The sequence below is a fragment of the Sphingopyxis sp. GW821-FHT12C06 genome, assembly GCF_058807415.1.
This window is the reverse complement of sequence record NZ_JBXAQR010000007.1, coordinates 201,379-223,672: the sequence shown is the minus strand read 5'-3', so window position 1 is coordinate 223,672 and position 22,294 is coordinate 201,379. Positions and strand designations below refer to the sequence as shown.

22 protein-coding genes and 1 tRNA gene are annotated in these 22,294 nt (G+C 64.5%); 13 read left to right on the top strand and 10 right to left on the bottom strand.

The features are described from left to right. Nucleotides 1-10 precede the first annotated feature (10 nt). Nucleotides 11-1,660, top strand: coding sequence for a chaperonin GroEL (gene groL / locus AC1RRJ_RS20295; protein ID WP_493126086.1), 1,650 nt, complete (start codon nt 11-13; stop codon nt 1,658-1,660). 114 nt (nt 1,661-1,774) lie between these two features. Further along, complete coding sequence (locus AC1RRJ_RS20290; RefSeq protein WP_493126084.1) at nt 1,775-2,548, top strand: glutaminyl-peptide cyclotransferase; 774 nt, start codon at nt 1,775-1,777, stop codon at nt 2,546-2,548. On the opposite strand, the gene AC1RRJ_RS20285 is transcribed toward AC1RRJ_RS20290, so the two are convergent. The 4 genes from AC1RRJ_RS20285 to AC1RRJ_RS20270 form a co-directional block, all read right to left on the bottom strand. Next, nucleotides 2,545-3,228 (bottom strand): DJ-1/PfpI family protein, encoded by a 684-nt coding sequence (locus AC1RRJ_RS20285; protein WP_493126082.1) that lies wholly within the window; start codon nt 3,226-3,228, stop codon nt 2,545-2,547. The genes AC1RRJ_RS20290 and AC1RRJ_RS20285 overlap by 4 nt on opposite strands. Nucleotides 3,229-3,232: 4 nt before the next feature. Beyond that, nucleotides 3,233-3,445: a hypothetical protein gene (locus tag AC1RRJ_RS20280; RefSeq protein ID WP_493126080.1), complete on the bottom strand. Its 213-nt coding sequence runs from the start codon at nt 3,443-3,445 to the stop codon at nt 3,233-3,235. Nucleotides 3,446-3,525: 80 nt separating this feature from the next. Next, nucleotides 3,526-3,855 carry an entericidin EcnAB gene (locus tag AC1RRJ_RS20275; protein ID WP_493126078.1) on the bottom strand — a complete coding sequence of 110 codons (330 nt, stop codon included), beginning with the start codon at nt 3,853-3,855 and terminating at the stop codon, nt 3,526-3,528. Between the two features lie 187 nt (nt 3,856-4,042). Beyond that, a complete protein-coding gene (locus AC1RRJ_RS20270; protein WP_493126076.1) occupies nt 4,043-4,372 on the bottom strand; it encodes a hypothetical protein in 330 nt (109 codons plus the stop codon). Nucleotides 4,373-4,606: 234 nt separating this feature from the next. On the opposite strand from AC1RRJ_RS20270, the gene AC1RRJ_RS20265 reads away from it, so the two are divergent. From AC1RRJ_RS20265 to AC1RRJ_RS20240, 6 genes are all read left to right on the top strand, one after another. Further along, nucleotides 4,607-5,599 carry an ArsR/SmtB family transcription factor gene (locus AC1RRJ_RS20265; protein ID WP_493126074.1) on the top strand — a complete coding sequence of 331 codons (993 nt, stop codon included), beginning with the start codon at nt 4,607-4,609 and terminating at the stop codon, nt 5,597-5,599. Next, nucleotides 5,596-6,534, top strand: coding sequence for a methylenetetrahydrofolate reductase (gene metF / locus AC1RRJ_RS20260; protein ID WP_493126072.1), 939 nt, complete (start codon nt 5,596-5,598; stop codon nt 6,532-6,534). The genes AC1RRJ_RS20265 and metF overlap by 4 nt, the downstream gene beginning before the upstream one ends. Continuing rightward, nucleotides 6,531-7,595 carry a homocysteine S-methyltransferase family protein gene (locus AC1RRJ_RS20255; RefSeq protein WP_493126071.1) on the top strand — a complete coding sequence of 355 codons (1,065 nt, stop codon included), beginning with the start codon at nt 6,531-6,533 and terminating at the stop codon, nt 7,593-7,595. Before metF ends, AC1RRJ_RS20255 begins: the two co-directional genes overlap by 4 nt. Before the next feature lie 4 nt (nt 7,596-7,599). Then, complete coding sequence (locus AC1RRJ_RS20250; RefSeq protein WP_493126070.1) at nt 7,600-8,124, top strand: GNAT family N-acetyltransferase; 525 nt, start codon at nt 7,600-7,602, stop codon at nt 8,122-8,124. 22 nt (nt 8,125-8,146) lie between these two features. Then, complete coding sequence (gene metH / locus AC1RRJ_RS20245) at nt 8,147-10,768, top strand: methionine synthase (RefSeq protein WP_493126068.1); 2,622 nt, start codon at nt 8,147-8,149, stop codon at nt 10,766-10,768. Nucleotides 10,769-10,899: 131 nt separating this feature from the next. Beyond that, complete coding sequence (locus AC1RRJ_RS20240; RefSeq protein WP_493126273.1) at nt 10,900-11,859, top strand: right-handed parallel beta-helix repeat-containing protein; 960 nt, start codon at nt 10,900-10,902, stop codon at nt 11,857-11,859. A 4-nt stretch (nt 11,860-11,863) separates the two neighbouring features. Here the strand turns inward: AC1RRJ_RS20240 and AC1RRJ_RS20235 are convergent, their stop codons facing one another. The 5 genes from AC1RRJ_RS20235 to AC1RRJ_RS20215 all read right to left on the bottom strand — a co-directional run bounded on the left by AC1RRJ_RS20235 (nt 11,864) and on the right by AC1RRJ_RS20215 (nt 16,270). Next, nucleotides 11,864-12,370, bottom strand: coding sequence for a type III secretion system chaperone family protein (locus tag AC1RRJ_RS20235; protein WP_493126066.1), 507 nt, complete (start codon nt 12,368-12,370; stop codon nt 11,864-11,866). A gap of 135 nt (nt 12,371-12,505) precedes the next feature. Beyond that, nucleotides 12,506-12,802, bottom strand: a complete 297-nt coding sequence (locus AC1RRJ_RS20230) for an accessory factor UbiK family protein (RefSeq protein ID WP_493126064.1) — start codon at nt 12,800-12,802, stop codon at nt 12,506-12,508. Nucleotides 12,803-12,838: 36 nt separating this feature from the next. Next, nucleotides 12,839-13,396, bottom strand: a complete 558-nt coding sequence (locus AC1RRJ_RS20225; RefSeq protein WP_493126062.1) for a TspO/MBR family protein — start codon at nt 13,394-13,396, stop codon at nt 12,839-12,841. 61 nt (nt 13,397-13,457) lie between these two features. Continuing rightward, a complete protein-coding gene (locus AC1RRJ_RS20220; protein WP_493126060.1) occupies nt 13,458-14,198 on the bottom strand; it encodes a TlyA family RNA methyltransferase in 741 nt (246 codons plus the stop codon). Then, nucleotides 14,198-16,270 carry a protein-disulfide reductase DsbD family protein gene (locus tag AC1RRJ_RS20215; RefSeq protein WP_493126058.1) on the bottom strand — a complete coding sequence of 691 codons (2,073 nt, stop codon included), beginning with the start codon at nt 16,268-16,270 and terminating at the stop codon, nt 14,198-14,200. Before AC1RRJ_RS20215 ends, AC1RRJ_RS20220 begins: the two co-directional genes overlap by 1 nt. Before the next feature lie 112 nt (nt 16,271-16,382). Between AC1RRJ_RS20215 and AC1RRJ_RS20210 the strand changes: the two genes are divergently transcribed. Together AC1RRJ_RS20210 and proC are read left to right on the top strand one after the other, a co-directional pair. Then, nucleotides 16,383-18,056: an alkaline phosphatase family protein gene (locus AC1RRJ_RS20210; RefSeq protein WP_493126271.1), complete on the top strand. Its 1,674-nt coding sequence runs from the start codon at nt 16,383-16,385 to the stop codon at nt 18,054-18,056. 19 nt (nt 18,057-18,075) lie between these two features. After that, nucleotides 18,076-18,906 (top strand): pyrroline-5-carboxylate reductase, encoded by an 831-nt coding sequence (gene proC / locus AC1RRJ_RS20205; protein WP_493126056.1) that lies wholly within the window; start codon nt 18,076-18,078, stop codon nt 18,904-18,906. Nucleotides 18,907-18,944: 38 nt separating this feature from the next. Here proC and AC1RRJ_RS20200 read toward each other — a convergent pair whose 3' ends face one another. Then, on the bottom strand, nt 18,945-19,457 hold the full coding sequence (locus AC1RRJ_RS20200) for a MarR family winged helix-turn-helix transcriptional regulator (RefSeq protein ID WP_493126054.1): 513 nt from the start codon (nt 19,455-19,457) through the stop codon (nt 18,945-18,947). Nucleotides 19,458-19,535: 78 nt separating this feature from the next. Between AC1RRJ_RS20200 and AC1RRJ_RS20195 the strand changes: the two genes are divergently transcribed. From AC1RRJ_RS20195 to AC1RRJ_RS20185, 3 genes are all read left to right on the top strand, one after another. Further along, the gene (locus AC1RRJ_RS20195; protein ID WP_493126052.1) at nt 19,536-20,621 is read left to right on the top strand and encodes a branched-chain amino acid aminotransferase; all 1,086 of its coding nucleotides are present in this window, start codon (nt 19,536-19,538) and stop codon (nt 20,619-20,621) included. A 56-nt stretch (nt 20,622-20,677) separates the two neighbouring features. Further along, a tRNA-Gln gene (locus tag AC1RRJ_RS20190) sits at nt 20,678-20,752 on the top strand. 213 nt (nt 20,753-20,965) lie between these two features. Next, nucleotides 20,966-22,207, top strand: a complete 1,242-nt coding sequence (locus AC1RRJ_RS20185) for a tyrosine-type recombinase/integrase (RefSeq protein ID WP_493126050.1) — start codon at nt 20,966-20,968, stop codon at nt 22,205-22,207. Nucleotides 22,208-22,294 lie beyond the last annotated feature (87 nt).

Sequence of the window (22,294 nt, the reverse complement as noted above, 5' to 3'; positions counted from 1 at the left end):
GAAACAGCACATGGCTGCTAAAGACGTAAAATTCGGCCGCGACGCGCGTGAGCGCATTCTGCGCGGCGTCGACATCCTCGCCGACGCGGTGAAGGTCACCCTCGGTCCCAAGGGCCGCAACGTCGTCATCGACAAGAGCTTCGGCGCCCCCCGCATCACCAAGGACGGCGTCACCGTCGCCAAGGAAATCGAACTCAAGGACAAGTTCGAAAATATGGGCGCGCAGATGCTCCGCGAAGTCGCCAGCAAGGCGAATGACGCGGCCGGCGACGGCACGACCACCGCGACCGTTCTCGCCCAGGCGATCGTTCGCGAAGGCATGAAGTCGGTTGCTGCCGGCATGAACCCGATGGACCTGAAGCGCGGCATCGACCTCGCGGTCACCAAGGTTGTCGAAACGATCAAGGCACAGTCGAAGCCGGTTTCGGGCACCGCTGAAATCGCACAGGTCGGCATCATCTCGGCCAATGGCGACAAGGAAGTCGGCGACAAGATCGCTGAAGCCATGGAAAAGGTCGGCAAGGAAGGCGTGATCACCGTCGAGGAAGCCAAGGGCCTCGATTTCGAACTCGACGTTGTCGAAGGCATGCAGTTCGACCGCGGTTACCTGAGCCCCTATTTCATCACCAACCCGGAAAAGATGCTCGTCGAGCTGGCTGATCCGTACATCCTGATCTTCGAAAAGAAGCTCTCGAACCTCCAGGCGATGCTGCCGATCCTCGAAGCGGTTGTTCAGTCGGGCCGTCCGCTCCTGATCATCGCCGAAGACATCGAAGGCGAAGCGCTCGCAACGCTCGTCGTCAACCGTCTGCGTGGTGGCCTGAAGGTCGCTGCCGTCAAGGCACCGGGCTTCGGCGATCGTCGCAAGGCGATGCTGCAGGATATCGCTATCCTGACGGCGGGTGAAATGATCAGCGAAGACCTGGGCATCAAGCTTGAAACCGTCACGCTCGCCATGCTCGGCCAGGCCAAGCGCGTCACGATCGACAAGGACAACACGACGATCGTCGATGGTGCCGGCAATGCCGACACGATCAAGGGCCGCGTCGAACAGATCCGTGCGCAGATCGAAACGACGACCAGCGATTACGACAAGGAAAAGCTGCAAGAACGTCTGGCGAAGCTCGCCGGCGGTGTTGCCGTGATCAAGGTCGGTGGCGCTTCGGAAGTCGAAGTGAAGGAACGCAAGGATCGCGTTGACGACGCTCTCCACGCAACCCGCGCTGCGGTCGAAGAAGGCATCGTCCCCGGCGGCGGTACTGCGCTTCTCTATGCTACCAAGGCTTTGGAAGGCATGGCCGGCGTCAACGAAGACCAGACCCGCGGCATCGACATCATCCGTCGCGCGCTGCAGGCTCCGGTTCGCCAGATCGCTGAAAACGCGGGCTTCGACGGCGCTGTGGTTGCCGGCAAGCTGTTTGACCAGAATGACGCCAACTTCGGCTTCAACGCCTCGACCGACGTCTATGAAGACCTCGTCAAGGCGGGCGTGATCGACCCGACCAAGGTTGTTCGCACCGCGTTGCAGGATGCCGCATCGGTTGCTGGTCTGCTGATCACCACCGAAGCCGGCATTGCCGACAGCCCCGATGACAAGCCCGCAATGGGCGGCGGTATGGGCGGCGGCGGCATGGGCGGCATGGGCGGCATGGACTTCTAAGTCCAGCCACCAAGCTACCCGGCTTCGGCCGACAAAGAAGGGGCCGGGGGAGCAATCCTCCGGCCCTTTTCTTGTGCCATTGCCAGTTCATCTTCGGGCGCTTAGCAATCGTGCATGACCTTGTTTCTCGCCTTGGCCTTTGCCCTCGCTGCCCCGCTCGTTGCTGCCGACCCGCCCGCACCGGCAGCGGTCCAGCGCTGCGGCTATCGCATCGTCGAAACCTATCCGCACGATGCAACCAGCTTCACTCAGGGGCTCTTCTGGGACGACGGGCATCTTTATGAAGGCACCGGCCAATATGGCCACTCGCGGGTCGCGCGGCTTGATCTCAAAACCGGCAAGGTGCTCGCCGAGGCGCCGCTACCCGCCGACCAGTTCGGCGAGGGCATTGTCCGCTGGCGCGATCAGATTATCGGTGTCACCTGGCAGGGCGGCGTTGGCCATCGTTGGCGGATCAAGGATCTGAAGCCTGCCGGGAATTTTCGCTATGACGGCGAGGGCTGGGGGGTCACGCTGCACGGCGACAGCCTCGTCCTCAGCGATGGAACGCCCGAATTGCGCTTCTTCGACCCCGCGACGATGAAAGAACAAAGGCGCGTGACGGTCAGCATCGGTGGTCGCCCGCTATCGATGCTCAACGAGCTCGAGGCGATCGACGGCGAAATCTGGGCCAATGTCTGGATGACCGACTTCATCGTGCGGATCGATCCCGACAGCGGCGCGGTTCGCGGTGCCGTCGACCTGTCAGGGCTGAAACAGGCGGCGGGGGCGACCGGTCAGGACAGCGTGCTCAACGGCATCGCCTGGGACGCCAAAAAGAAGCGCCTGTTCGTTACCGGAAAATACTGGCCAAATCTCTACGAGATCGCGCTGGCCGACTGCCGCTAGGTCGCCGCACCCAGCGCGGCCGCCATCCGCGCCGCCGCGGCATCATAGACATGGGTGCGTAGTCCCAGCGTGACTTCGGCGGGTGCGCGGTCGGGATGGCCGCTGGTGAAAGGTGGGGCGGGATTATATTCGATCGCGAGCTGGATCGCCTGCGCGACCGTGTCGCCCTTGAGTCGTGCGATCAGCGTCAGTGCGAAATCGAGGCCGGACGTCACTCCGCCGCAGGTGACGATGTTGCCATCCTCGACGACGCGCGCCTTCGTCGGCTCCGCGCCGACCAGCGGCAGCAAATGGGTATAGCCCCAATGCGTTGTCGCGCGCTTGCCGTCCAGCAGTCCCGCGCGCCCCAGCAAAAAGGCGCCGGTACACACGCTCGTCACCCACTGCGCGCCTGCGGCCTGCCGCATGATGAAATCGATCGTCGCGGGATCGCTCAACGCGCCGGGGACGCCATGCCCACCGGGGATGCACAATATGTCGGCGGGCGGGCAGGAGGCGAAGTCATGCGTCGGCAGGATCGAAAAGCCGCTGTCGGTCGCAATGGGATCGAGGCTCGCCGCCGCGCCCGCAAGTTCGGCGCCGGGCATCCGGCTCAGCGCCTGGGCAGGCGCGGTGAAATCGAGCTGGGTGATGCCGGGGAAGAGCAGGAATGTGATCCGCGTCGAATTTGCATCCCGCATGAAATTACTGTCCCGTCTTCTTGTTGTCGGCCGTGCCGCTTTCGGATGCGGGCGCGCTGTCGCGGCTTTCCAGCATCGCGGCGGCATCGTCGAGTGCTTTGGCTTCGCTGACGGTCACGCCGCCGGGGCCGGGTTCATTGTCGGTCCGGCTGCATCCGGTGACCAGAGCGAGCGTCGCGACCGCGGCGAACGCGGCGGCAAACCTGGGGGTGAACATCGTCCTGTCTCCCACGAAAAAGGGCCCCATTCATGCCGAATGGAGCCCCTTTCAAACTATGCCAAGGGCATGCTCGCGACTTACTTCTTGTCGTTCGCTTCGGCCTTCTTGGTTTCTTCGGCGATCTTGTCGCCGGCGGTCGCGGCGGCGGCACCGGCGGCTTTCACCGTGCCTTCGACAGCATTGCCGGCGTCTTTGGCGGCGCCTTCGACCACGGCGCCTGCATCCTTGGCGGCGTCGGCGGTTGCATCGGCGGCTTCGGCTGCACCTGCGGCAGCGGCATCGCCTGCAGCGGCGGCATCGTCAGCAACGGCGGCACCGGCCTCTGCGGTTTCGTCCTTGGCCTTTTCCGAGCAGGCGGTGAGGCTGAAGGCCGCGGCAGCCATCGATGCGATAATGAATTTGCGCATGAAAATTCCTTTCGAGAACCCCGGTGACCGACACCGGCCACGCTGTGCAAAGGACTAGCCCCGGACGGTGAGCTTGGCAACCGGGAGCCGCGGGCGGGCTGCCCGCGCTTGGCGCACAAGGAAAAGGGGCCGCCGACGAACGTCGACGACCCCCTTTGTCTTTCAGCCGAAGTGGCTGGAAAGAAGCTTACTTCTTGGCTTCTTCCAGCGCGCCCTTGGCGGCGTCGGCAGCTTCCTTGGCAGCGCCAGCAGCTTCGGTTGCCTTGTCGGCAGCCTTGGTAGCGGCATCCGCGCCGCCGGCAGCAGCAGCAGCGCCGGCATCGGCAGCGGCAGTGCCAGCGGTCGCGGCAGCGTCGGCAGCGCCTTCAGCAGCCTGCATCGCGCCGTCAGCAGCGCCTTCGACCGACGCAGCAGCGTCTTCGGTGGTCGCAGCGGCGTCTTCGGCCTTCTTTTCTGCGCAAGCAGCGAGGCCCATCGAAGCGGCCAGGACGAGCGACAGAGTGATCGATTTCTTCATTTGGGTATACCCCTCTCGGATTGAACTGATCGACCGGCATTTCGGATACGAACTTCGATCCGGCGAGGTGCCAATCGCCCTCAGAGCTACAATTTCGCCAGAATCTGCGCAACGTCCTTTTTGCGCGTGGCCGGCACGGTTCGTCGCAATATGGGGGTGATGGTGCCGCAAGCGGCGGAATAGCTGGCTCAGCGTTGGTTGACCGGATATAAAGAAACCTTTATATGTGCCTCCATGACCGAGCTGCTCGACATTTTTCGCGCCCTGGCGGACCCGACGCGATTGCGGATCGTCGCCTTGCTGCGCGAGATGGAACTGGCGATCGGCGAGCTCGCGGTCGTTCTGGGCCAAAGCCAGCCGCGCGTGTCGCGCCATGTCCGTATTCTGGTCGATGCCGCCATCGTCGAACGCCGCCGCGAGGGAAGCTGGGTCTTTTTGCGCGTCGCGCAGGGCGGCCCGGTCGGTGATATTGTCGCGCGGGCAGAAGGCTGGGCCTTTTCCTCGCGCGAGGAACGGGTGATCGCGCATGACGCACGACGCCTCGCCGCCGTTCGTATCGAGCGCGCGGCGTCGGCCGAACGCTATTTTGCCGAACATGCCCCCGAATGGGATGCGATCCGGTCGCGCCATGTCGCCGAAAGCGAAGTCGAGGCGGCGATGCTGGCAATGATGCACAACCGCCGGCTCGGGCACTTGCTCGACATCGGAACCGGAACCGGGCGAATGGCGGAGATTTTCGCGCCGACCGCGCGCTGCATCACGGCGCTCGACCGCAGCCCCGAAATGCTGCGTATCGCGCGCTCGAAGCTCGCCGGCCAACCGGTTCCGATCGACCTGATCCAGGGTGATTTCCTGAACCTGCCGATGGACGACGCCAGCATCGACAGCATCATCATTCATCAGGCGCTGCATTTCGCGCACGAACCCGACCGGGTGATCGCGGAAGCGAGCCGGGTGCTGCGCGGCGGCGGCCATTTGCTCGTCGTCGATTTCGCACCGCATGAGGATGAGGATTTGCGCGCGCTCGCGGCGCATGCCCGCCTCGGCTTTTCGGACGCGCAGATCCGCGGCTGGTTCGCGTCGGCGGGGCTGCTGCTTGAAACCACCCAGGCGCTGGAAGGCGGGAAGCTGGCCGTAAAACTGTGGCTCGGCCGCCGCCGTAGCGACGATGATCAACCCCCGGTCGCCCGCGAAGGCGACGGACAACGCAAAAGGCTTGCGGCATGACCATGAATTTGAACTCGCTTGCCGAGGCGCGCCGCGCCGCGGCCTCGCCGCTCTTCGCCGATCTGGCTGGCGATATCGGCGCCAGCTTCGAATTTTTCCCGCCCAAGACGGAAAAGATGGAAGCGCAGCTGTGGGACACGTTCCGCACGCTCGAACCGCTGGCGCCGCGCTTCGTCTCGGTCACCTATGGCGCGGGCGGATCAACGCGCGAGCGCACCCATGCGACCGTCGCGCGCATCGCCGCCGAAAGCAACGTACCGCCCGCCGCGCACCTGACCTGCGTCGAGGCATCACGCGGTGAAATCGATGAGGTTGCACGCGCCTATTGGGACGCCGGGGTCCGCCATATCGTGGCGTTGCGCGGCGACATGCCCGGGGGCGCGCCCTATCAGCCGCATCCGGACGGCTATGCCAATGCGATCGAACTCGTTGCGGGACTGAAGAAAATCGCGGCTTTCGACATTTCGGTCGCCGCCTATCCGGAAGTGCACCCCGATTCCGATTGCGTGCAATCCGACCTCGAGAATCTGAAGCGCAAGATGGACGCCGGCGCGAACCGCGCGATCACCCAATTCTTCTTCGCGCCCGAAAGTTTCCTGCGCTTTCGTGACGCCGCAGCCGCGGCGGGCATCGACGCGCCGATCATTCCGGGCATCCTGCCGGTCTCGAACGTATCGCAGACGCGTCGCATGGCCGATATGTGCGGGACGGTGATCCCGGCGTGGATGGTGTCGCTGTTTGACGGGCTCGACGATCATCCCGCCGCGCGCCAGCTTGTTTCGGCGACGATCGCCGCAGAAATGTGCCGCCGCCTCTATGCGGGCGGGGTCCGCGATTTCCATTTCTACACCCTCAACCGGGCCGAACTCAGCTATGCCATCTGCCATTTGCTGGGGATGCGGCCGGTTCAGCCCGCAGCGGAGAAAGCAGCATGACCTCCAATTTGACCACGGGGGCACGCGAAGCCCTGTTGGAGGCGGCAAAAAGCCGCATCCTGCTTACCGACGGCGGCTGGGGCACGCAGATCCAGGACCGCAAGCTGGTCGAGGCTGACTATGCCGGAAACCTCGGCCTGTCGCACGATCAGAAGGGCAATAACGACATTCTGGCGCTGACCCGTCCCGACGTCGTCAGCGCGATCGGCGAGGCCTATCTGGCGGCGGGGTCGGACATCGTCTCGACCAACACCTTCAGCGCCAACCGCATCAGCCAGGCCGATTATGGCGCCGAGCATCTCGTCGCCGACATCAACCATGAAAGCGCACGGCTCGGCCGCGAAGCCGCCGACAAATATGAGGCGATCGACGGGCGCCGCCGCTTCATCGCGGGCGCGGTGGGGCCGACGAACAAGACGTTGTCGCTGTCGCCCGATGTCAACAATCCGGGCTACCGCGAGATCGACTTTGACGAATTGAAAGCCGTCTATCTCGATCAGGTCGTCGCATTGGCCGAGGGCGGCGCCGACTTTATCCTGATCGAGACGATCTTCGACACGCTGAACGCCAAGGCCGGGATCGCTGCGGTGCTCGAGGCCGAGGCGAAGGTCGGGCGCGAGCTGCCGCTGATGATCTCGATGACGCTCACCGACCTGTCGGGCCGTAATCTGTCGGGGCACACGGTCGAGGCCTTCTGGTATGCGGTGCGCCATGCGCGCCCGCTCACCATCGGGCTCAACTGCTCATTCGGCGCGGCGCAGCTGCGCCCGCATGTCCGCGTCCTCTCCGACCTCGCCGACACGCTGGTGATGGTCTATCCCAACGCCGGCCTGCCCAACGAACTCGGCGAATATGACGAGATGCCCGACACCACCGCCGGTCTCGTTCGCGAATGGGCCGACCATGGCCAGGTCAATATCCTCGGCGGCTGCTGCGGCTCGACGCCCGCGCATATCGCTGCGATGGCCAAGGCCGTTCAGGGTCTCGCGCCGCGCAACATCCCCGATGTGCCGGTGCGGACGCGGTTGGCGGGCCTCGAGCCCTTCACCATGGCGGCGTGATGCGATGACCGCGAGCATATCCTATCGAATCCGGGAAGCCGGGGAGGGCGATGCGTCCGCGCTCGCGCTGGTGGGTGCGGCGACCTTCCTCGAAACCTTCGCCGCCATTCTCGACGGCGAGGCGATCGTTGCGCATTGCGCCGCCCAGCACAATGACGCGGCCTATCGCGCCTATTTTGCGGCGGGCGCACGGGCGTGGATCGCCGAAGCGCAGCCGGGCGGCGCGCCGGTGGGGTTTGCGCTGCTCGGCGCACCCAACCTTGCGGTGGCGCGCGATGGCGACATCGAACTCAAGCGCATTTATTCGCTTTCGCGTTTTCACGGCAGCGGGATGGGTGCGGCCCTGATGGAGCGGGCGGTTGCCGCCGCGAGCGATCATCGCCGGCTTCTGCTCGGCGTCTATGCTCATAATGTCCGCGCGATCGCCTTTTACCGAAAACAGGGTTTTTCCGACATCGGAACCCGCCAGTTCAACGTCGGCGGCAAGCTCTACGACGATCTCGTTCTCGCCCGTCCGCTCGCCGCCTAATATTTCGTTTCAGGATTTTTTGATGACCGCCTCGAATAGCTCTGCCACTTTCGTCAATATCGGCGAGCGCACCAACGTCACCGGATCGGCCGCGTTCAAAAAGCTGATCATGGCCGATGACTATGCCGCGGCGGTCGAGGTCGCGCGCCAGCAGGTCGAAAATGGTGCGCAGGTTATCGACGTCAACATGGACGAAGGGCTGCTCGACGCCGAATATGCGATGACGACTTTCCTGAAGCTCATCGCCGCCGAGCCCGATATCGCGCGTGTGCCGGTGATGATCGACAGCTCGAAATGGAGTGTGATCGAGGCAGGGCTGAAATGCGTTCCCGGCAAGCCGATCGTCAACTCGATCAGCATGAAGGAAGGCGAGGAGCCCTTCCTCGCACATGCGCGCAAATGCATGGCCTATGGTGCTGCGGTCGTCGTGATGGCGTTTGACGAGGTCGGGCAGGCCGACACGATGGAACGCAAGATCGAGATTTGCGAGCGCGCCTATAAGCTGCTCACCGGCATCGGTTTCCCGCCGGAAGACATCATCTTCGACCCCAATGTGTTCGCGATTGCGACGGGGCTCGAGGAACATGACAATTATGCCATCGATTTCATCGAGGCGGTCAAAATCATCCGCGTCCGCTGCCCGCACGTCCATTTTTCGGGCGGGCTGTCGAACCTGTCCTTCGGTTTTCGCGGCAATGAAACCGTGCGCCGCGCGATGCACAGCGTATTCCTCTATTATGCGATCCCCGCCGGGCTCGACATGGCGATCGTCAATGCGGGGCAGCTCGATGTTTACGACACGATCGACCCCGAACTCAGGCAGGCGGTCGAAGATGTCGTGCTCAACCGTAAGGTCGAGGGCGAGGCCGAAAGCCCGACAGAACGGCTGATCGCGCTCGCCGAACGCTACAAGGGCAGCAACCCTGCGCAGGAAAAGGCCGCCGAGGAATGGCGCAGCTGGCCGGTCGAAAAGCGGCTCGAACATGCGCTGGTCAAGGGCATCGACGCGCATGTCGTTGCCGATACCGAAGAAATGCGCCTGTTGATGCCGCGCCCGATCGAGGTGATCGAAGGGCCGCTGATGGACGGGATGAATGTCGTCGGCGACCTGTTCGGGTCGGGCAAGATGTTCCTGCCGCAGGTCGTCAAATCGGCGCGTGTGATGAAGAAGGCGGTCGCCCATCTTCTGCCCTTTATCGAAGCGGCGAAGGAGCCGGGCGCGAAAGGCAAGGGCAAGGTCGTGATGGCGACCGTCAAGGGTGACGTCCACGATATCGGCAAGAATATCGTCGGCGTCGTGCTCCAGTGCAACGGCTTCGAAATCGTCGATCTGGGTGTGATGGTCCCCTGGACGAAAATCCTCGAGGCGGCGAACGAAAATGACGCCGATATGATCGGCCTGTCGGGTCTGATCACTCCTTCGCTCGACGAGATGGTGACGGTGGCAGAGGAAATGCAGCGCGCAGGGATGACCATGCCGCTGCTGATCGGCGGCGCGACGACGTCGAAGGTTCACACCGCGCTGCGCATCGATCCGGCTTATCAGGGGCCGGTGCTCCACGTCCTCGACGCCAGCCGCGCCGTCGGTGTTGCGACCGCGCTGGTCAGCGATACCGGACGCGACGCCTATGTGAAGGGTTTCAAGGATGATTATGCCCATGTCCGCGATGTGCGCGCGAACAAGGGGCAGAGCGCGCTGATCCCCATTGCCGACGCGCGCGCAAACGGCTTTGCGATCGACGAGCATATCCGGCCTTTCCCGCCCGAAAAGCCGGGCATTCACGCCTTCGGCAATTGGGATCTCGCCGAACTCGTCGAATGGTTTGACTGGACGCCCTTCTTTCGCGCGTGGGAGTTGGCGGGCAACTATCCGGCGATCCTCACCGACCCGGTCGTCGGCGAAAGCGCGTCGAGCCTCTATGCCGATGCGCGCGCGATGCTCGACACGATTATCAGCGAAGGCTGGCTGACCGCGCGCAGCGTCGCCGCGCTATGGCCGTGCCGCCGCGACGGCGACGATGTGATCATCCATCTCGAAGAGACCGAGGAGCATATCCGCATCCCTTTCCTGCGCCAGCAGATCGCCAAGCGCGAAGGCCGCCCTAATATGTGCCTCGCCGATTTCATAAGCCCCGACGGCGACTGGATCGGCGGCTTTTCGGTCGCGATCCACGGCATCGAGCCGCACCTCGCGCGCTTCAAGGCGGTCCATGACGATTACAACGATATTTTGCTCAAGGCGCTCGCCGACCGTTTTGCCGAAGCGATGGCCGAGCGGCTCCACGCGCATGTCCGCACCGACCTGTGGGGCTATGCCCCGGGCGAGCAGCTGACCCCCGAGGCGATCGTCAAGGAGGAGTATCGCGGTATCCGTCCGGCGCCAGGCTATCCCGCCTGTCCCGACCACAGCCTCAAGCCGATCCTGTTCGATCTGCTCGACGCGGGGACCAATTCGGGCGCGATCCTGACCGAAAGCTTCGCAATGCTGCCGACGGCTGCGGTGTCGGGATTCTATTTCGGCCACCCCGACGCGAGCTATTTCGGTGTTGCCCGTGTCGGCCCCGATCAGCTGGCCGACTATGCCGAGCGGCGTGGGGTCGATATGGACACCGCAACGCGCTGGCTGCGTCCGAATCTCGATTGAACCTCGTCGCCCCCGCTTTCGCGGAGGCGGCGGGTTAACTGCCATACATGCGCCTGTCCGATAAAGGGACGGCCGCGCGGTTAGCCCGCTTCGCCCGCGACGAACGCGCCATGGGCGGCTATAAGTCGTTCATGGCAAAGTCTCCTTTCTGTCGGCCGCTGCTGCCGCTGCTCGCCCTTCCTCTACTGCTCGTGCCGGCGTCCGCGCCCGCGCAATCCGGTGCCGCGCCTTATGTCGTCACCGAATCGGGACGCGGTTTCGGCCGGTTGCAGGGTGCGGTCGATGCAATCGGCGACGGCGAAGGCACGATCCGTGTCGCACCCGGCTATCACCGTGACTGCGCGGTGCAGACTGCGGGGCGCATTGCCTTTGTCGCTGCGGAGCCTGGCCGGGCGATCTTCGACGGGGTGACGTGCGAGGGCAAGGCGGCGCTGGTGCTGCGCGGCGCGGGCGCGCGCGTCGACGGGTTGGTGTTCCAGAATATGCGCGTGCCGGACGGCAATGGCGCGGGCATCCGGCTTGAAAAAAGCAATCTCGATGTCGCGAACAGCCTCTTCCGCAACAGTGAGGAGGGCATATTGACCGCCGACGATCCGGCCGCGACGCTGACGATCGACCGTTCGACCTTCTCGCGCCTCGGCCGCTGCGACCGCGGATTGAGCTGCGCGCACAGCGTTTACACCGGCGTCTATGGCCGCGTCGTCGTCAGCCGCACCCGTTTCGAAAAGGGCAGCGGCGGCCATTATCTGAAAACCCGCGCCAGGCAGGTCGACGTCAGCGATAACAGCTTCGACGACAGCCAGGGAAGCGCGACCAACTACATGATCGACCTGTCGTCGGGGGCGACGGGGCGGATTGCGAACAATTTGTTCGTTCAGGGCCGCGACAAGGAAAATTACTCGGCGTTCATCACCGTCGCGCCCGAAGGCCGGGATAACCCCTCGCGCGGCCTGTCGATCGAGGGCAATCGCGCTCGGCTGCCCGGCGGCATCGGACGCACGTCGGTGTTCGTCGCCGACTGGAGCGGCGAGCCGCTGGCGATCGGGACGAATGAATTGGGGCCGGGGCTGACGCGCTTCGAAAAGCGCTAGGCGGTCAAGCCTCGCCGCGCGTGTCGATCAGCGATGCGGCGAGCGCCTCTGTGGGCGATTTTCCGCCCCACAGCACGAACTGGAACACGGGGTAGAAGCGCTCGCATTCGTCGATCGCGCTTTCGATCAGCGTTTCGGTGAGGTCGAGCGAGAGCGATCCGTCGCCGCCGAGCAGCATGCCGTGGCGGAACAGGATCGTCCCGCTGTTCGACCAAAGCTCGAAATGGCCGAGCCATAATTGTTCGTTGATCAGCGCGAGCGCCTCGTGCGCGACGGTGCGCTTGTCCTCGACAACGCGAATATCGGGAAAGGCGAGCAACTGAATGACGCCATCCTCGGCGCGCCAGACCGCGCGGAGCTCATAGGTCGTCCAGCTGCCCTGCGCGGTTGCGACAATCTCATCCTCGCCGACCATCTCGTGCGGCCAGTCGTGCGCGGCGAAATAGGACGCCAGCATTTCCATCGGTGCTGCGTCCTGGCCGTCGTCGTCATCGTACATATCGTCGCTCATGCGCGCGCCTTTAGCGGGGTTTGGCGGGAGTGGCGAGTCGTAAGCCCCACCAGCAATCGGCCCCCGGCGCAGGGCGGGGTCTCCATGGTGCGTAAGGGCGCGAGGGTGAGACCCCGGCTTTCGCCGGGGCGACGGTCATTTTTTCGGTGCGGCTTTGGGCTTCGCGGCTGCCTTCGGAGCCGCGGCAGGCTTCGCCACGCCTTCCAGCTTGTCGAGCCGCGCTTTCAGCGCTTCGGCCTCCGCGCGCGCGGTCGCGGCCATTTTCTTCACAGCCTCAAATTCCTCGCGGCTGACGAAGTCCATGCGGCCGATCCATTCCTTGGCGCGCTCGCGCATCGCGGATTCGGCTTCGCGGCCGGCGCCCGCCACGGTTCCGGCGACGCCGTTCACCATTTTGGCCAGATCGTCGAAAAAGCGGTTTTCGCTCTGCATTTTAAACTTCCTTCGTCGGGCGTATGCCCCTTGCCGTCACCCTATTTGGGTGCTGGCAGCGGGGACGACAACCCCTTTGTTTTCGGCGTCGGGATTGCGTTGGTCGATCTGGAAATTCAAGACCGCCGCAAAGGCCAGCCACGCGATATAGGGGACGAGCAGCCACGCCGCCGCCCTGCGGATCGATGCAAAGGCGAAGGCGGCGGCAACTGTCAGCATCAGGATGAAGATGATCAGATACAGCGCCGTCGTCACCTGATGCGCGCCAAAGAACAGCGGGGACCAGGCGAAATTGGCGATCAGCTGGACGAAGAAGAGCAGCAGCGCAAAGCCGCGCCCCTGCGCGCCGCGCGCATGGAGGATTATCGCCAGCGAGAGTCCCAGGCACACATAGAGGATCGGCCAGACGGTGCCGAACACCCAGCCCGGCGGTGTGATCGGGGGCAGGTCGAGCGCCGCGAACCAGCGATTGCTATAGCCGCTGTTCGACAACAGCCCCGACAGGCTGCCGATCAGCACGGTCGCGGGCACCGTGACCAGCGCCCAGCGCAAATAGGACATGCGCAACTGACCCGGCGTAGCGATTTCACTCATAGATACGACCCCCCACTGTCGATACTGAGGGCGACACGTGTTGCGGCTGGCGCGCCCAGCGTCAAGCGGCTCGCTTCGCCGCAGCGATCAGAAATTCGACATTGCCCTCGGGACCGGTGATCGGGCTTTCGACCAGATCGAGCACCGACCAGCCCGCACCCTCCAGCCAGCCGCGCGTTTCGGCGCACACCCGGGCGTGGACTTCGGCGTCGCGCACGACGCCTTTCTTGCCGACTTCGTGCCGTTCGGCCTCGAACTGCGGCTTGATCAGCGCGACGATGCGCGCGCCATCGCGGGCAAAGCCCATCGGCACCGGCAGCACCTTTGACAGCGCGATAAAGCTCGCGTCACAGACGATCAGGTCGATGGGCTCGGGGATATGCGACGGCGTCAAAATCCGCGCGCTCGTTTGTTCATGGACGATGACGCGCTCGTCCTGCCGCAATTTCCACGCGAGCTGATTGGTTCCCGAATCGACGGCATAGACGCGCACCACTCCGCGACTGAGGAGCACATCGGTAAAGCCGCCGGTTGACGATCCGACATCGATCGCGACCGCACCCGCGACATCCCAGCCGAGATGCGTCAGTGCATGATCGAGCTTGATGCCGCCGCGCGACACCCACGGATGGTCGCGGCCCTTGACGCTGATCTCGGCATTATCGGCCACCTGCTGCCCTGCCTTGTCGATCTTGCGGTCGCCGATGAAGGCGAGCCCGGCAAGGATCAGCGCCTGCGCGCGCGTCCGGCTTTCGGCGAGCCCGCGGTCGACGAGCAACTGGTCGGCGCGCTGCTTGGCCATCAGCGTTTCTCCGCCTTGTCGGTCAACATCCCCGGCGTCAGAATTTGCGGCAGGATTTCGGGCTGCGCCGCACCCGGCGCGTACCAGAGATAGAGCGGCACGCTGTTGCGCCCCAGTTGGGCGAGGGTACGGGTAATCGCCGGGTCGCCGTTGGTCCAGTCGCCGACGAGCGTGATCACACCCGCCTTGTCGAACGCCTTTTGCACCGCCTCGCGGTTGATCGCGCCCGCCTCGTTCGCCTTGCACGACAGGCACCAGTCGGCGGTGAAATAGACGAAGACGGGCTTGCCGGTGGAGCGGGCCTTGGCGAGGGCTTCAGGAGAGAAGGCCGAACCTGACGTCGTCGATGCAACCTCGGTTTGAGGGCGGTTGGCCAGCTTTTGCACGTCGGCGATCGTCGATATGAGCAGGACGAGCAGGAGAAGCAGGACAAACCATCCGGATCCTTTTCCTCGTTGGCGCTGGCCGATCGATTGGAGCAGTGCCGTCGTCCATACCAGTGCGCCGAATGCAGCCCATGCGCCGACACTTTCGGCTTGCCTCCATAGAAGCCACCCGAGCGCCAGCGCCGTCAGTCCCATCGGCAGCGCCATCCATTGGCGGAACTTTGCCATCCATGGCCCCGGTCTGGGCAGTCGGTTGCGCAGGGCGGAGACGAAGCCGACGGCAAGGAAGGGCAGGGCAAGGCCTAGCCCCAAACCACCGAAGATCGGTAAAGCCGCCCATGCTGGCAGCACCAGCGTCGCGCCCAATGCCGCACCGAGCAGTGGCCCGCTGCACGGCGTCGCCACAAAAGCCGCGAGCGCACCGGTCCAGAAGCCGCCTGCCGCACCGCTCTTCGCGGTCAGCGCTTGCCCTTTGCCAAAGCTCGGCAGCTCATAGGTGCCGAGCAGGTTGAGCGTGATCGCGATGGCGAGAATCAACAGCACCAGCACGCTCACCGGATGCTGCAACTGAAACGCCCAGCCCACTTGCTCACCCACCGCGCGCAGCGCTAGCAACACCCCGCCGAGCAACAGCGCGGTGACGATCGCGCCCGCGGTATAGGCTAGTGCCTCGACCTTCGCGCCGCGCGCATCGCCGCCCGACCGCGCAAGGCTCAGCGCCTTCAGGCTCAGGATCGGAAAGACGCACGGCATCAGGTTCAGGATCAGCCCGCCGAGGATCGCGCCGCCGAGCGCGGTCCAGAACAGCCCCATGTCGATCCCGCTCGCGCGCGTCGCGATTGCCTCACCCGCCGCCGGAACCGCACCCGGTTCGAAGCGCACCGTCAGCCCGCGTCCGTCGTCCAGCTTCAGCAGCGCCGCGACCGCGCCCGACGCATCGCCTTTGGCTTTGGTTTCGATGATGATCTGGTCGCCGTTACGACTGAACGCCTGCGGCGCCGCATAATCGGCGACCTCGCGCGTCTCGAGGAAAAGATGCGGTGCGTCGAGCGTGGTCGCGGCGGGCAGGGGGATGGCGAAGCGCAGCGTCTCGCCGCGCCGTTCCCATCTTCCCGCACGGTCGAGTGGCTGTGGCAGCAGCGCGCGCCAACCGTCGAACTGCGTACGCGACGCCGCTGAAATCATACCATCGCCCGCCTTCAGCGCGACCGAGATCACCGCCTTTTCGGGGACGCACACCTTGTCGGTGCAGGCCAGCCAGTTGGCGACCCCCGACAGCGTCAAATCGGTGCCCGGCGCGACGCTTTTGTCAATGCGGACGTCGGCGAGCAGCGCATAGGGATGCTCATAGACATGGTTCATCATGCCAAACAGGATCAGCGCGTCCGGCACGGGATAGCGAAAGGCGCCGACGGTCACGCCTTCGGGCGCATTCCATTCGACCGCCATTCCAAATCCCGCATCGCCGCCATTGGCCCAATAGCCATGCCATGGCTTTTCGGGGGCCATGGTGAGCGCGATTGTCGTGGCGCCGCCGGGTGCAGGGGTCGCGGATTCGGCGACAAGCTTCGCCTGGATATGCGTGGAGGCCGCTGCCGCCGGGCTTGGCGCGAACAGGATGAGCGCCAGCATCGCCAGCATCGCGCGCCACGTACCTGTCACAAAAGCTTCGTTCACGCGCGCCATGCCGTCCCGCCATATCCATCGTTCGAGGCTTGCCATATAGGCGGCTTTCGCCGAGAGGACAGCCCGCGCTGATGGACCCAGATACGGAGACACGCTTGTGACGATCAAAAGCCTGACCACCGCCCTCGCGGCCGCCCTTTGCGTTGCCGGCGCTGGTGCCAGCCTTGCGCAGGATGCGCCCGCTCCGGTCCAGCCCACGCCCGCCCAGAAAGTGACCGCCGCGACGCCGCCGCCGAAGCTGTTGATCATGATTGCGGTCGACCAATTCTCTGCCGACCTGTTCGCCCAATATCGTGGCCATTTCACCGGCGGCCTCGCGCGGCTTGCCTCGGGCGTCGTCTTTCCGTCGGGATATCAGTCGCATGGCGCGACCGAAACCTGCCCCGGCCATTCGACGATTCTGACCGGCAGCCACCCGTCGCGTACCGGGATCATCGCGAACAATTATTTCGATCTGTCGACGCCGCGCGCGGACAAACGCCTCTATTGCGCCGAGGATGAAAGCGTCGAGGGAACGACCTCGGGCAGCGGCAAATATGCGCCGTCGGTGAAGCATCTGCTCGTCCCGACACTCGGCGACCTGATGAAGGCACGCGATCTCAAGGCGCAGGTCGTCTCGGTCGCAGGCAAGGATCGCGCGGCAATCATGATGGGCGGGCATCAGGCCGACGAATTGATGTGGCTCTTCCCCGGCGGTCTCACCAGCTATCGCGGCACCACCTTGTCGCCGACCGCGACGCAGGCGGGAGCCGCGATCGCCGCTGCGATCGCGCAGCCGCGCGCCGGGCTGACACTCCCCGCCGACTGCGCCGCGCAGGATATCGCGATCCCGATCGACAAGGGCGGCACTGTCGGCACCGGACGCCTCGCGCGCGACGGCGGCGACTTCCGCCGCTTTATGGCCTCGCCCGAGGCCGATGGCGCGGTGCTTGCCGCCGGTGCCGCGCTGCGCCAGGCGCGCAAGCTCGGCGAAGGCGACACCACCGACCTCTTGATCCTTGGCCTGTCGGCCACTGATTATGTCGGGCACGGCGTCGGCACCGAAGGCGCCGAAATGTGCCTGCAAATGGCCGGACTCGACCGCGAACTCGGCGATTTCTTCGCGCGGATGGACGCGACCGGGATCGACTATGCCGTCGCGCTGACCGCCGATCATGGCGGGCACGACCTGCCCGAACGCAATCGCCAGAACGCCTGGCCCGCCGCCGAGCGTGTCGACCCCGCGCTGGCCCCCGACGCACTGGGCAAGGCGGTTGCCGAAAAGCTCGGCCTGCCGCAGCCCTTGCTCTATGGCGATGGCCCGTTCGGCGATTTCTATCTGTCGAAGACGCTGACCCCGGCGCAGCGCAAGGCCGCAATGGCCGAAATCACCACCCGGCTGCGCGCCCACCGTCAGGTCGAAGCGGTCGTGACCGCCGAAGAGCTCGCCGCGCATCCGGTCTCGAAGCGTGCACCGGACGTCTGGAACCTGATGGACAAGCTCCGCGCCTCCTATAACGCGGCGCGGTCGGGCGACTTCATCGTCGTGCTGAAGCCGCGCGTCACGCCGATTCCCGAATCTGGCCTCGGCTATGTTGCGACGCACGGGTCGGTGTGGGATTATGACCGGCGCGTTCCGATGCTCTTCTGGCGCAAGGGGCTCGCCGGTTTTGAACAGCCCAATGCGGTGATGACGGTCGATATTTTGCCGACGCTGGCCTCGCTGATCGGCCTGCCGGTCGATACGACCAAGATCGATGGCCGCTGCCTCGACCTGATTTCGGGTCCCGAAAGCAGCTGCCGCTAAGGACAAGAAAAGAAATATTATGACGAAGACTTTGCGGGATTTCTCCGGTCAGTTGCTGCTGGTCGGCTGCGGCAACATGGCCGGTGCGATGCTCGATCGCTGGCTCGGTGCGGGGCTCGACCCGGCGCAGGTCGCGGTGGTCGATCCCGTTGCATCGCCGCGCGACGGTGTGACGCAATATGCGTCGCTCGCCGAGTGGCAGGCCGCGGGTGGTTCCGCCGATTGGGTGATGCTGGGGATGAAGCCGCAGCAATTGGGCGAGGTCGCTGCCGACCTCGCGCCGTTCGCGACTGGCGACGCCCATCTGCTGTCGATTCTCGCCGGGGTGTCGCTGTCCGACCTCGCGGCGCGCTTCCCCGATGCCCGGGCGCAGGTCCGCATCCTGCCCAACCTTGCTGCGCGCATCGGCGCGGGTGTGTCGGCGGTCGCTTCGTTCGGCGATGCCGACGCGCAGACGGTGACCGCTCTGCTCGACCCGCTTGGCCAGATCGTCACGCTCGCGGACGATTCGACCATGGATCTCGTCACCGCCTTCACCGGCAGTGGCCCCGCCTTTGTTCTTCGCCTGATCGAATCATACGCCGCGGCGGGTGAACGGCTCGGCCTGTCGGCGGAGGATTCGCTGGCGCTCGCGACCGCGACCTTCGGAGGCGCGACCGCTTTGCTCGCCGACAGCGGCGAAAAACCCGGCGTGCTGATCGCACAGGTCGCCAGCAAGGGCGGCACGACGCAGGCGGGGCTGGACGTGCTCGATAGCGACGGCCAGCTTGCGGCATTACTCACCAGCGTCCTGCGCGCGGCGCGCGATCGCGGCCGCGAACTCGCCGACCTCGCGCGCGGCGACAGCTGACATGGAATATTGCCCCTGCCTTCGCAGGGGCGATGCTCTTATCCCGGCTCGCGCCCCAGTGCCGCCACCCGTGCCCGGTCGCGCGGCGGGACGAGCGCTTCGCTGACCTGCCAGAAACCGGTCACCGCCTGTTGCCCGGCATGGGTATAGGCGCGACTCATCGCGTCGCGGAGCAGGACGAAGATCGATTTTTCGAGCGCGCGGCCGTCATCGGTCAGGCGCAATTCCTTCTGCCGCCGGTCGCGATTGCCGGGGCGCGTGGTCAGCATGTCGCGCGCCTCCAATTCCTTGACAACGCGGCCCAGTGACTGCTTGGTGATCCCCAGCAAAGCGAGCAGATCGGTGATCGTCAGTCCCGGCTGACGCGCGATGAAATAGAGCGCCCGATAATGCGCCCGGCCCAGTTCCTTCTCGGCGAGCCGCGCGTCGATCGTCCGCCACAGCGCGGCATGGGCGAAAAACAGAAATTCGATCCCGCGGCGAACTTCGTCCTCGCGCAAGAAAAGTGCAGAGGCGGCCGGTACTTGTGAAAGAAAATTTTCCTCGTTCATGGTGACTAGCGTTGCGCGCGGCGCGCTCTTTTGGCAAGAGGCGCGCACCGATCAACCCTCAAAACATAGGTTTTCATCATGACCGCTCCCGCCTTCGCCAAATTGCCGCACCCCAATCCGGTCACGGACGATGTACGCGCGGCGGCGATTGCGGACCCGATGTTCGGGCGCGTCTTTACCGACCATATGGTGTCGATCCGTTATAGCGACGACAAGGGCTGGCACGACGCACAGGTGATGCCGCGTGGGCCGCTGTCGCTCGATCCGGCGACTGCGGTGCTCCATTATGCGCAGGAAATTTTCGAGGGGCTGAAGGCCTATCGCCTCGACGACGGTTCGATGGCGCTGTTCCGGCCCGAAGCCAATGCCGCGCGTTTCAACGCCAGCGCTCGCCGCATGGCGATGGCCGAACTGCCCGAAGACCTGTTCATCGCCGCGGTGAAGGAAGCCGTCGCTGCTGACGCGCACTGGTTCCCCCCGGTCGATGGCGGCGCGCTCTATCTGCGTCCCTTCATGTTCGCGAGCGAAGTGTTCCTCGGCGTCAAGCCCGCGGCCGAATATCAGTTCCTCGTCATCACCTCGCCGGTCGGCAATTATTTCAAATCGGGCGCGCCGGCGATCTCGCTTTGGGTGTCGGAAGATTACACCCGCGCCGCGCCCGGCGGCACCGGCGCCGCCAAATGCGGTGGCAACTATGCTTCCAGCCTCGTCGCGCAGCGTGAGGCGATCGCCAAGGGACACGACCAGGTCGTTTTCCTCGACGCTGCCGAGCGTCGCTGGATCGAGGAACTGGGCGGCATGAACATGTTCTTCGTCTTCGACGACGGCAGCATCGTCACCCCGCCGCTGACCGGAACCATCCTTCCCGGCATCACCCGCGACGCGATCATCACGCTCGCCCGCGACGCCGGACTGACCGTGCGCGAAGAGCCCTATGCGATCGACCAGTGGCAGGCCGATGCAGAAACTGGTCGATTAACCGAAAGCTTCGCCTGCGGCACCGCTGCGGTCGTGACGCCGGTCGGCAAGGTGACGCGCGGCGAAACCAGCTTCACCATCGGGGCTGGCGGGCCGGGGCAAGTCACCGGTATGCTCAAGGACAAGCTGGTCAATATCCAGCGCGGCCGCGCCGCCGATCCGCATGGCTGGGTCACGCGGCTTTGATTGGCTAACTTGCCAAGTTGTTGTCAGGCGTTATAGACGCCCACGCACCGGCCCGATGGGGCGTCGCCAAGCGGTAAGGCAGCGGCTTTTGATGCCGCCATGCGCAGGTTCGAATCCTGCCGCCCCAGCCAGCCGGTGCTTTTAGAGTGTTCCAGAGTTGCTCAGGACGTCTCAGAGAAACCAAGGAAAACAATGGGTTATCCTGAGGCGGGATCGCACTTCCGCTCAGGCCTGCCCCTTGCAGCTCACCGTCTTTTTACCCAGATTGTTGGTAGCAATTTCGCTCCTACCAACATTTTTTGCGCACGGGATTCGAACCGGTCGGCGCGAGAAAGGGTATCAACATGCTCACCAATGTGGCGATCAAGGCCTTCAAGCCAGCTGGAAAACCTTACAAGAAAGCCGACAGCGGCGGCCTTTTCATTCTGATTCAGCCAAATGGCGCGAAATTTTGGCGCTTTGCCTATCGCTATGACGGGAAGCAAAAGCTTCTCTCCGGCGGCGCCTATCCCGAGACCACGCTCCTGGCCGCGCGCGCGTGGCGCGAGATGATGAAGCACCAGCTGGCGCTCGGGCTCGATCCTTCCAGAGAGCGAAAGAACGCAAAGGCCAAGGCCGCAGGTCCGGACATCGAGGCCATCAACACGTTCGAACATGTCGCACGCGAATGGCTCCAAACGCGCACCCTGGCCTGGACGCCCCGCTATGCGGCGCTCGTGTCCGGGCGGCTTGAGGGCGATATTTTCCCGGTTATCGGCAAGCTCGATATCGGCACGATTACACCGCGCCAGATGCTTGAGGCGGTTCGCAAGATCGAGGCGCGCGGTGCGATCGAGATGGCGCACCGGGTGAAGAATCATTGCAGCGAGATCTTCCGCTATGCGATTCCGGACGGTCGCTGTGAGAGCGATCCTTGCCGGGACCTCACGCCCGCCATGACCAAGTCGCGGCCTGTGAAGCATCGGCCGAAAGTTGCGGCAAAGGATTTGCCTTCCTTCTTCGTGAAGCTGAACGCCGACGGTGCGGAGCGGATGAGTCATCTCGCCTTGCGCTGGACGATCCTCACAATGGTGCGCACGCAGGAAACGCGCTTCGCCGAATGGGACGAGTTCGAGAATCTTGACGGATCGGAGCCGATGTGGCGCATATCGCCTGAGCGCATGAAGATGCGGTCCGAGCATCTGGTTCCGCTACCCCGCCAGGCGCTGGAGCTGCTCGAGGAAATTCGCGACCAGAATATATATCGCAAGGCTGGGAACTTCCGACTTGGGCGTTACCTCTTTCCGGTCGCTCACTCGAAATCGCTGGTGATCAGCGATAACCGGATGCTCGACATCATGTACCGCCTTGGCCTGCGCGGAAAGGCGACAGTTCACGGCTTTCGCGGCCTGGCTAGTACCGTGCTCAATGAGAGTGGGCGGTTTGAGCCTGACTGGATCGAGCATCAGCTGGCGCACCAGCCGCGGGGCGTGCGCGCCGCATATAACGGAGCGCGCTATCTCTCCCATCGCCGGCCAATGATGCAATGGTGGGCCGACTATCTCGACCAGGCCGAGGCCAAGGGCATGCGCGCAATAGCCGTTTGAGGGACAGGCGAATCGTGCGCGGCCTCAAATGGGCGCACACTGGCGGCGGCAAGCGCCGCCAGAGGTCGCGCGTTTGCACGGTTGGCC